Origin of the sequence: Corallococcus sp. AB045, from assembly GCF_003668895.1 — a bacterium.
In the GTDB taxonomy this organism is placed as follows: domain Bacteria; phylum Myxococcota; class Myxococcia; order Myxococcales; family Myxococcaceae; genus Corallococcus; species Corallococcus coralloides.
The window spans coordinates 42,837-52,450 of record NZ_RAWN01000052.1; the positions used below are offsets into that span (position 1 = coordinate 42,837).

General features: G+C 72.5%; 7 protein-coding genes. 3 read left to right on the forward strand and 4 right to left on the reverse strand.

Annotated features, from left to right (window positions below; genetic code table 11):
• Positions 1-35 precede the first annotated feature (35 nt).
• The 3 genes from D7Y21_RS15160 to D7Y21_RS15170 all read left to right on the forward strand — a co-directional run bounded on the left by D7Y21_RS15160 (position 36) and on the right by D7Y21_RS15170 (position 3,359).
• On the forward strand, positions 36-1,031 hold the full coding sequence (locus D7Y21_RS15160; protein ID WP_120561965.1) for a class I SAM-dependent methyltransferase: 996 nt from the start codon (positions 36-38) through the stop codon (positions 1,029-1,031).
• A gap of 94 nt (positions 1,032-1,125) precedes the next feature.
• Entirely contained in the window at positions 1,126-1,929 is an 804-nt protein-coding gene (locus D7Y21_RS15165; RefSeq protein ID WP_121713984.1) for a hypothetical protein, read from the forward strand.
• A 44-nt stretch (positions 1,930-1,973) separates the two neighbouring features.
• The gene (locus tag D7Y21_RS15170; protein ID WP_121714000.1) at positions 1,974-3,359 is read left to right on the forward strand and encodes a wax ester/triacylglycerol synthase family O-acyltransferase; all 1,386 of its coding nucleotides are present in this window, start codon (positions 1,974-1,976) and stop codon (positions 3,357-3,359) included.
• A gap of 16 nt (positions 3,360-3,375) precedes the next feature.
• Here D7Y21_RS15170 and D7Y21_RS15175 read toward each other — a convergent pair whose 3' ends face one another.
• The 4 genes from D7Y21_RS15175 to D7Y21_RS15190 form a co-directional block, all read right to left on the reverse strand.
• Positions 3,376-4,716: an FAD-binding oxidoreductase gene (locus D7Y21_RS15175; RefSeq protein ID WP_121713986.1), complete on the reverse strand. Its 1,341-nt coding sequence runs from the start codon at positions 4,714-4,716 to the stop codon at positions 3,376-3,378.
• Positions 4,717-4,897: 181 nt separating this feature from the next.
• Positions 4,898-6,289 carry a sigma-54 dependent transcriptional regulator gene (locus D7Y21_RS15180; RefSeq protein ID WP_121713988.1) on the reverse strand — a complete coding sequence of 464 codons (1,392 nt, stop codon included), beginning with the start codon at positions 6,287-6,289 and terminating at the stop codon, positions 4,898-4,900.
• A complete protein-coding gene (locus tag D7Y21_RS15185) occupies positions 6,286-7,818 on the reverse strand; it encodes an ATP-binding protein (protein WP_121713990.1) in 1,533 nt (510 codons plus the stop codon). The genes D7Y21_RS15180 and D7Y21_RS15185 overlap by 4 nt, the downstream gene beginning before the upstream one ends.
• Before the next feature lie 16 nt (positions 7,819-7,834).
• The coding region (locus D7Y21_RS15190) for a HEAT repeat domain-containing protein (RefSeq protein WP_370038649.1) at positions 7,835-9,614 on the reverse strand (1,780 nt) is incomplete at its 5' end.

Below are 9,614 nucleotides of genomic sequence, written 5' to 3' on the forward strand. Positions count from 1 at the left end.
TCGGGACCGTCACGGCCTTCCGGGGGGAAGCCACCATGTCGAATCTGCTCGACCTGCCGCGTCAGGCATTGATGGACCTGCGCTCGCGTCTCAGGCACCTGCCGCTCGTGTCCCATCTCCACCGCCGGCACGCGCCCAACAGCCTGTCCCTGTCCAGTCCAGCGCCGCAGGACTCGGTGCTGGCGGATCCGCAACGCGTGGAGATGTGGCGCCGCGCGGTGGAGCGCTACGTGCGCCCCAACCAGGTGGTGGTGGACGTGAAGGCCGGCACTGGCCTGCGCACCTTCCTCGCCGCGCACCAGAACCCGCGCAAGCTGTACGCGGTGGATGATTCGCGTCTGTTGGACACCACGCAGTGGGTGGCCCGCCGCAACGGCCTGGACCGCATCGACTTCGTGCGCGAACCCACCTGGCACTTCCAGCCGCAGGAGAAGGCGGACGTGCTGCTGCATGAGCTGCTGGGAGATGCGCTGCTCGACGCGGGGCTCGTGCCCCGGATGTTGGATTTGCGCTCGCGCCTGCTCAAGCCCGGCGGCCGCATCCTCCCCAACCGCTTCGAGGTCTACGTGGAGCCCGTGCAGCTCCGCGAGGAGGCGTGCGTCCCGTTCATCTGGACGCAGCATCTGCCGCACGTGGACTTCCGCTGCCTCCAGTCGCTGCGCGAGGCGATGAGCCCGTCGTACTTCACGCGGCTGGTGCGCTCGTATGAGGTGGACCACCTGCTGTGTGAACCGGAGCCCGCGTTCGGGTTCGACCTGGAGACGATGCGCGCGGAGGGGCTGCCCTCGCGCGTGCGCATCCAGCGGCCGGTGGAGGAGGACGGGCGGGTGGACGGCTTCTGCCTGTTCTACAAGGTCGCCTTCGACGCGGAGCTGGCCTACGACGTGTCGCCCATGCGCGAGCGCAACACCACGGCGATGACGCTCCTGCGCGTGGAGCCGCGCGAGTTCAGCCGCTACGACACGCTGGAGTTCGAGCTGGAGCTGCCCAATCCGTCCGACCCGCGCACCTGGCGGTGGCAGTTCACCTGACGGCAGTGCCGGAGCCCGGAGTGATGCCCGGTGGACAGCCATCCTGTCGCCGGGTGTCGCCGGAGGTGGTCGCACTGCCTAGCTTGCAGTGCGCATGCGACCGCTCCGACTCCTCGTCCTGCTTCTCGTCTCCGCTGCCTCGCTGCCCGCGGCGGCCCAGGCTCCACGCACCGTGGCGGGCGTGTGTGGCCGCACCAACTGGGTCTGTGTGTCGGAGTGCATCGACGCGGAGTGCGTAGACAAGTGCATGCGCGAGGGGTGCGAGGACGCGCTCAAGCGGCTGAAGGCCTGCACCAGCAAGGCGGCCTGCGCGCCGGATGACACGGCGTGCGCGGCGAAGTCGTGTGGCCTCACCTGCGAGAAGTCCTTCGAGCCCGCGCCCAAGAGCCCGGAGAAGCTGGTGACGAACCCGTGCGAGGGCGACAAGGCCCCGAAGGGCACGGCCGTCCCCAAGGAGCTGGTGGGCACGTGGGTGCTGTCCGCGGCGAGCATCCCGGACACGGACCAGGGACAGGCGGAGCGCATCGACGTGCAGCCCCGGTCCGACTACGCGCGGGCGCTGCAGGTCACGCCGAGCGGCTGCTTCGTGCTGCGGACGAAGCTGGATGACGCGACGCTCGGGCGCGGCAGCACGCTGGACGTGCGCGCGTGGGGCCGGCTGGAGGTGAAGGACAAGAAGCACCTGGCGCTGCGCACGCAGGACGGTCAGGCGGTGGGCCCGGTGTGCGGCAAGCAGCGCGTGGTGCCCCTGTCCCAGGGCAAGTTCAAGGGCGGGGAGTTCACGTACGCCATCGAGGAGAAGGACTCGCTCGTCCTCACGGTGCCGGGCGCCACCCGGCAGACGTTCCAGTTCGAACGGGAGAAGCAGGAAGCGCCGGAGCCGCAACCCAAGCCTTGAGGACGACCTTGCCCCCACCGGGGCGCACGGGTGAGAAGGACGCCATGGCAGGTCGCGAGCGGATGGCGAGCATGGACACGGCGTGGCTCCAGATGGAGGAGCCCGCGAACCTGATGATGATCACCGCGGTGCTGTGGTTCGACGGCGCCGTGGACCTGGAGCGCCTGCGCGCGGTGGTGCGCGAGCGGCTGGTGGAGCGCTACCCGCGCTTCCGGCAGCGGGTGGTGCCCGGGCCGCTGGGCGCGCCGCACTGGGAGGACGCGCCGGACTTCAACGTGGACGAGCACCTGTCCACGCTGCGCGTGCCGGAGTCGGCGGGGCGCGCGGGGCTGGAGGCGCTCGTCGGGGACTGGCTGGGCGTGCCGCTGGAGCGCTCGCGTCCGCTGTGGCACTTCCACCTGATTCGAGGCGCGCCGGGCGGGGACGTGCTGCTCGCGCGGCTGCACCACTGCATCGCGGATGGCATCGCGCTCGCGCGGGTGCTGCTGTCCCTCACGGATCCGGTGGACGCCGCCGCCGTGCCGGAAGTCCGGGATGAAGATTCCGAGGTGGTGACGCCCTCCGAGGTGGAGCGGCCACCTCAAGCTCCGGGCTGGATGCGGTTCGCCCGGGGCGCCCGCTCCGCGCTGCGCAAGGGCGCGGAGCTGGTGCGCGAGCCCATCCTCGCGGGCGACCTCGTTCGCGAGGGCGCGAAGGGGGCGGCGGCAGTGGGCAGGGTGCTGGTGCTGCCTAGGGATCCACGCTCTCCCTTGCGCGGACCGCTGGGCCCCCGGAAGCTCGCCGCGTGGTCGGAGCCCATTCCGCTGGAGAAGGTGAAGGCCGTGGGCCGCACCCTGGGCGGCACGGTGAACGACGTGCTGCTCACGGCGCTGACGGGCGCGCTGCGGCGCTACCTGGCCACGCGGGACGCTTCGCTGGAGGACATGCACGCGCTGGTGCCGGTGAACCTGCGGCCCCTGGATGTTCCGGTGCCTCGCGAGCTGGGCAACCGCTTCGGCGTGGTGTTCCTGCGGCTCCCCGTGCATCAGGCGGAGCCGCGCCGCCGCTTGCGCGAAGTGGCGAAGCGGATGGAGCACCTCAAGCGCTCACCGGAGGCCGTGGTGACGTCTGGCATGTTGGAACTTCTGGGCCGCACGCCCGCGGCGCTGGAGCGCGCCCTCGTGGAGATGCTGGTGGGCACCAAGGCGTCGCTCGTCGCCACCAACGTGCCCGGGCCGCGCCAGCCGGTGTCGCTCGCGGGCAGCCGGCTCGCGGGACTCACGTTCTGGGTCCCCCAGGCCGGCCACGTGGGCCTGGGGGTCAGCCTCTTCAGCTATTCGGGACAGGTGACCGTGGGCGTGGCCTCGGATGCGTCACGCGTGCCCGACCCGGGGGCCGTCGTCGCCGCGTTCCAGGAGGAGCTGGACGCGCTGGCGACGCTGGCTCCCTGAAGGCTCTCGTCGACCGCTACTTCGCGGCGAAGAGCTTGTGCGGGTCGTACTTGCCGCGCACTTCCTTGAGCTTCGCGCGGATGGCGTCCGGCCAGGCGCTGTCGAAGTGCTCCGCGTCGCGGACCTTGCCCATGAAGTTGATGGTCATCTCCGGCGACAGCCACGGCTTCAGCTCCGCGCGCAGGCCCTCCGTGGCGCCGGGCAGCACCGTCTCGAACAGCGGCGGGTGCATGCCCACCAGGCCGACGAGGAAGTTGCCGTTGCGGCCGCCCACCGCGGAGCCGCCCGCCACGTCCTTCTGGCAGGCGCCACCCAGGTGCCGCAGCTCCAGCATGAAGTACGGCGTCTGCGCGCCCGCGCCCACGTGGCGCAGCACCGTGGTCGCGAAGTCCTGGTCCACGTGGGTCAGCATCATGCCGGTGGTCCACACGGGGCTGGGCTGATCCGGATCATTGTGGATGCGCGCCATCTGGGTCGCGGGCAGCTCGCCCAGCATGTCCAGGTAGAGGGGCGCCAGCGCGCGCAGGGGCGCCGCGAACTTCGCGCCCTCCTCGACGGAGCCCGGGTAGGCGAAGCGCAGGTTGATGACCGTGCGGCCGCGCAGCGGGGGCGGGATGAAGTCGAACGGCGGGAAGCGCATGACGGCGATGCTCGTGGACACACGCGCGTCCGCCTCCGACGTCCACTTCACCCAGCCGCGCAGCACGGCCTCGATGTGCTGCTCCTCGAAGAAGAGGCTGCCCGCGTAGAGCGAGCGCAGCTCCACCAGCTTGACCTTCACCTCCGTCACGATGCCGAAGCCGTTCTTGCCGCCGCGCAGGCCCCAGAACAGGTCCGGGTGCTGTTCCGCGGTCGCCTCCACCGTCTCCCCGTCACAGGTGACGAGCGTGTAGCCCACCACGTAGTCGGAGCTGACGCCGTGGCTGCGCACCAGCGGCCCGATGCCGCCGCCCAGCAGGTAGCCCACCACGCCCACGTTCGTGGACGAGCCGGCGATGGGCGCCAGTCCGTGCTTCGCCGCCTCCGCGACGACCGGCTCCCAGCGTGCGCCCGCGCCAACGGTGGCGGTGCGCGTCGCCGGGTCGATGCTCACGTGGTTCATCGCCTTCGTGGAGAGGAGCACGCCGGAGGTGATGGGCAGGTCAGTCCCGTGCCCCGTGGCCTGCACGGAGACGGGCAGGTTGTTCTCCCGGGCGAAGCGGATGGCCTCCGCCACGTCCTGCGTGGACTTCACCGCCACCACGTACTGCGGCGAATGGGTGACCACGACGTTGAAGCCGGCGCACTCCGGGGCATAGCCCGCGTCGTTGGGAGTGTAGACGGGACCGCTCACGCGGGCGGCGAGGGACTGGGTCATGGGGCGTTGCTCCTTCGTGTCAGCCAGCCCCTGCGGGCCGGGAGGGGGACTCGGGTGCGCTGCGGTGCCGCGTCCAGGGAGTACGAGCGCGAAGCAGCATAAACCCGGAAGTCAGGTCAGTACACGGAAGCATTCGGTGACAACACGAACCGGGTGACGGCCTCCCGGCCTCCCGGCACCCCTACAACAGGCCGTGCTCCTCCAGCTTGTTGTAGAGCGTGCGCCGGCTCACCCCGAGCAGCCGCGCCGCCAGCGTGCGGTTGTCACCCGAGCGCTTCAGCGCATCCGCCAGGGCTTCCTTCTCCACGTCCTTGCGCCGTGATTCCAGCGTGACGGAGTCGGACGGCGACGGAGGCAGCGGCGCGGCGACGGGCGGCGGCGGGAGTCCCGGCTGGCGGGTGAGCTCGCGCGCCACGTCCTCGCCGGTGAGCGCGGGCCCGTCGGAGAGCACCACCAGCCGCTCCAGGAAGTTCTGCAGCTGGCGCACGTTGCCGGGCCATGGCTGGGCCTGGAGCGCGCGCAGGCCGTCCTCGCTCAGGGTGAATGGAACGCGGCCGTTGCTCTTCGCGTGCACGTCCAGGAAGTGGCGGGCGAGGGACACGATGTCCTCCGGCCGCTCGCGCAGCGTGGGCAGCCAGAGAGGCACCACGTTGAGCCGGTAGAAGAGGTCCTCGCGGAAGGTGCCCCGGCGCACGCCGTCCTCCAGCGACTGGTGCGTGGCCGCGACGAAGCGCACGTCGACCTTCACCGTCTGGGTTCCGCCCAGCCGTTCGAACTCGCGCTCCTGGAGCACGCGAAGGAGCTTCACCTGCACGGCGGGGGACACGTCGCCAATCTCGTCGAGGAACAGCGTGCCGCCGTGCGCCAGCTCCACGCGGCCGGGCTTGCGCGTGGCCGCGCCGGTGAAGGCGCCCTTCTCGTAGCCGAACAGCTCGCTCTCCAGCAGCGTGTCCGGGAGCGCCGCGCAGTGCAGCTTCACGAACGGCCCCGCGCGCCGGGGACTGTTCTCGTGCAGGGCTCGCGCGGCCAGCTCCTTGCCCGTGCCGGACTCGCCCCTCAGCAGCACCGTGGCGGTGCCCTGGGCGGCCTTCACCAGCAGGGCCTTCACGTCCCTCATCGCGCGGCTCTGGCCCATGAGCAGGCTGTCCAGTCCGTCCGGCGCCTTGCCGGTGCCGCGCGTGGGCTCCGGGTCCTGGCTCGCGTGGAGCAGGGCCTTCTTCAGCGAAAAAAGGAGCTCCTCGCGGTCGAAGGGCTTGAGCACGAAGTCCGCCGCGCCCGCCTTCATCGCCTCCACCGCGAGCGGCACCGTGCCGTGCGCGGTCATCAGCAGCACGGGCACGTCCGGCCAGCCGCGCCCCACCTCCGCGAGCAGCTCCATGCCGCTCATGCCCGGCATGCGCACGTCGCTCAGCACCACGTCGATGGGGCGGCGCGCGAGCAGGGACAGGGCGTCCTTCGCGTTCGAGGCCGGATGCGGGGTGAGGCCCGCCTGGGTGAGCAGCGCGCCCAGCACCTTGAGCAGCGCGGGATCATCATCGACCACCAGGACGTGGCCCTTCAGTGCGTCACTCACGCGGCTTCTCCCTCGGATGCCGGGGCCTGGGAAATGGGGGCCGCCGGCAGGCGCAGGCGGAGGATGGTGCCATGGCCCTCGCCGCTCGTCAGGGACGCGGTGCCGCCGTGCGCCTCCGCCACGCGCCGCACGAAGGCCAGCCCCAGGCCGCTGCCCGTCGCCTTGGTGGTGAAGAAGTCGTCGAAGGCCCGCTCGCGCGTGCGCGCGTCCATGCCGCTGCCGGTGTCCTGCACCTCCACCACCACCGCGCCGCCATCCCGCAGCGTGCGCACGGTGAGGGTGCCGTCCTCGGGCATGGCCTCGAACGCGTTGCGCACCAGGTTCTCCAGCGCGTTGGCGAGCAGGTCCTCGTCTCCCGCGCACTCGGGCAGGTCGGGCGCGAGCTCCTTCTTGAGCTCCACCGAGCCCGGTGTCGCGAAGGCCTGGAGCGACAGCACGCCCTCCACCAGCCGGTTCAGGTCCAGCGGCCGGCGCAGCGGTTCGACTCGCGCGAGGCGCTGGTACGTGCCGGCTACGCGGTCCAGGCGCTCCACCTGCTCCAGCAGCAGGTCCAGGAAGTCCCCGTGCGCGTCCCAGGAGTGGCCGCGCGCATGCTCCTCTTTCAGGTACTGCGCGGCGCCCTTGAGCGCGGCGATGGGGTTCTTCAGGTCGTGCGCCATCTGCGCGGAGAAGCGGCCCAGCGTGGCCAGTTGCTCCAGGCGCTCGCGCTGGGTGACGAAGGCGGTGACGCCCCGCCGCGCCGCCGCGAGCAGCGCGAAGGTGATGGCGGTGGTGCCCACGACGAGCGCCCCGGATTCGGCGGCGAAGGCGCGGAAGAGCGCGAGGTAGGCGAACACTCCCACCAGCGCGAGCACCCCGGCGTGCACCGCCGCGCTCGTGGCGCGCGCGTCCTTGCCGAAGAGCTGGAAGCGCAGGGACGCGGTGGCCATCACCGGCAGGCCCAGCAGCGTGCCCACGTTGCCCAGCTTCGGCACGGGCAGGGCCATGTCCGCCGCCAGGTCCGTGAGCAGCAGCGCGACGAGCAGCGTCAGCCCCAGCAGCATCAAGCCCGCGCGCGCGCGTTCGTCCGGGGAGACCGCGTGGCGCAGGTGTCGCGTGAGCAGCACGAAGCCCGTGGTGAGGATGGGGATGACGCCCACGGCGACCGCGAGCCCGAAGCGGAAGGTGTAGATGCGCTCTTCCAGCGCGGGCACGCCCATGGCGATGAGCATCGTCAGCGCGAGCGCGCCCATCACAGCGTAGGTGCCGTACAGGACCCGCGCGGAGCGGCGACGGCGGCCCACGAACGCGAGGATGAAGTGCACCGCGCACGGCAGCGTCATCAGCGCCGCGGCGAAGCCCATCAGCCGCCAGCCGGTGTCCCCCGAACGCGCCAGCCCGAAGGCGGAGAAGTTCCAGGTGGACAGCGCGATGGAGAGCAGCGACAGCGGCAGCGCGAGGGGGCTTCGTCCCACGCGGGCGAGCGCGATGCCGGCGAGCGCGAGCTGCCCCGCGCACGCCAGCAGGCTGACCCACATGGCGCCCGTCATCGCGCGCCTCCGAGGCTCAGAGCATGCCCAGCCGGCGGGCGTTGGCGGGGTCGACCGCCGCTGACTCCCAGCGCCGCACCGCGGCTTCGCGCTCCGTGTCGGGCGCGTCCGCGTAGTAGCCCAGCGTGTCGTGCAGGGCGCGGCTCAGCTCCTCGATGGCGGCGAGCCGCACGTCCAGCTCGCGGTGGCGCAGCGCGGCCACCAGCCAGTCCGCGCGGCGGCGGCTGCGGTTCTCCGCCCACCACGCCGACCACTGGCGCGGCTGGAGACCCAGCGTGGCGCGGGTGACTTCGCGCAGGGCCTCCGCGGCGGCCTGCGCGCACATGGCGTCGTCGCTGCCGGTGAGGTTGATGAGGCCTTCGATGGCGTCGCGGTCGTGCAGCGTGCCCAGCGCACGGGCCGCCAGCGAGCGGCGCAGCGCGTCCCGGCTGGTCAGCTCCTGGCGCAGGTCGCGCAGGGACGCGTCCAGGCGCGGCAGGTGCTTGAGCGCGGCGGCGGCGACTCGCGCGGCGCTGGAGATGTCCGGCTCCATGTCGAACAGGCCGCGCAGCACGCCGTCCACCAGCTCCGCGTAGGGCAGGTTGCCCGCGGTGAGCAGCGCCAGGTAGCGCGTGTCCGCGTCGTTCGAGTCCAACAGCGGCGCCAGCGCGACGGCCGCGGGACGGCCCAGGCGCGACAGGGCGGCGGGGATGGGGCCCAGCTCGTCCGCTTCCGGCAGCTCCACGACGGGCAGGCGGCTCCAGGCGGTGGGGCCGGGGAAGTGCTGCGCGAGCACCCGGGCGCTGGCTTCCGGCGAGCGCGCCAGCTCCGCGATGGCGCTGGAGCGCTGGGACGCGTCCGGGCCGGTGAGCCGGCGCAGGAGCGGCGTGAAGTCCGGCGGCGGGCGCTCCTCCGGGGACAGCACGCGCGGGGGCAGGGAGGCGGCACGGCCCAGGTTGGCCACGCCTCCCCGGCCGAAGACGGGGTTCCACCCGAGCCCCGCGACCACGGCGGGCGCGGGAGCGGGCTGGACCGGGGCCGGGAAGCCGGGCACGTCCACGTCGATGGTGATGTCCTCTTCCGGCGCGCGCAGCTCGGAGACGCGCTGCTTGCGGAAGAGGATGAGCTCCTGGAAGGCGGCCGGCAGGTCCTGGCAGAACAGGATGTAGTCGCTGAGCCGGCGTTGGCTCATCGGCTTCTGGCCGCAGTCGCCGTAGAGGATGGCCACGAGGCGGCCCTTCACCTCCACCGGGTACAGGAAGACGGTGCGCGGGGCCTGGCGGCCGAAGAGCTCCAGGTAGTGCCGCGTGAGCGCGTCCGGCGGCAGCGGGCCCGCGTAGCTGCCGCGCGTGACGGCGACGGTGCGGAAGACGCTGCTCGCGTCCAGGGGGATGGAGACCAGGGAGAGGGCGTTCGCGTCCAGGCCCTCACCGCGCGAGTCCCAGCCACCTGCGGCGCCGCGCACCACGGCGAAGGCGGCCACGTAGTCGAACGTGCGGCGGCCGAAGCGCAGCGCCACGTCCAGCAGGCGGTTCAGGTCGCGTGTCGACTCCCGCAGCGCGGAGCGGGCCTGGGGCAGCGTCCACTCCGGCACGGCGGCATCCGGCGCGTTGGAGGCACCCGGGACGGGGGCGGGCTCCGGCGCGCGAGGACGGTTCGCGCCCTGCGTGGACGCGGGGTTGCTGAAGATGATGAACGACGGCTCGCCCCGGGGCGGCGCCGGGGGAACCGGCGGCTGGGTCGGAGTGGTGGCCTGGGCCGCGCGGGCCTGCTGCTCGGGCGCGGGAGGCCACACCGCGGGACGGGCGCCCGGGGGC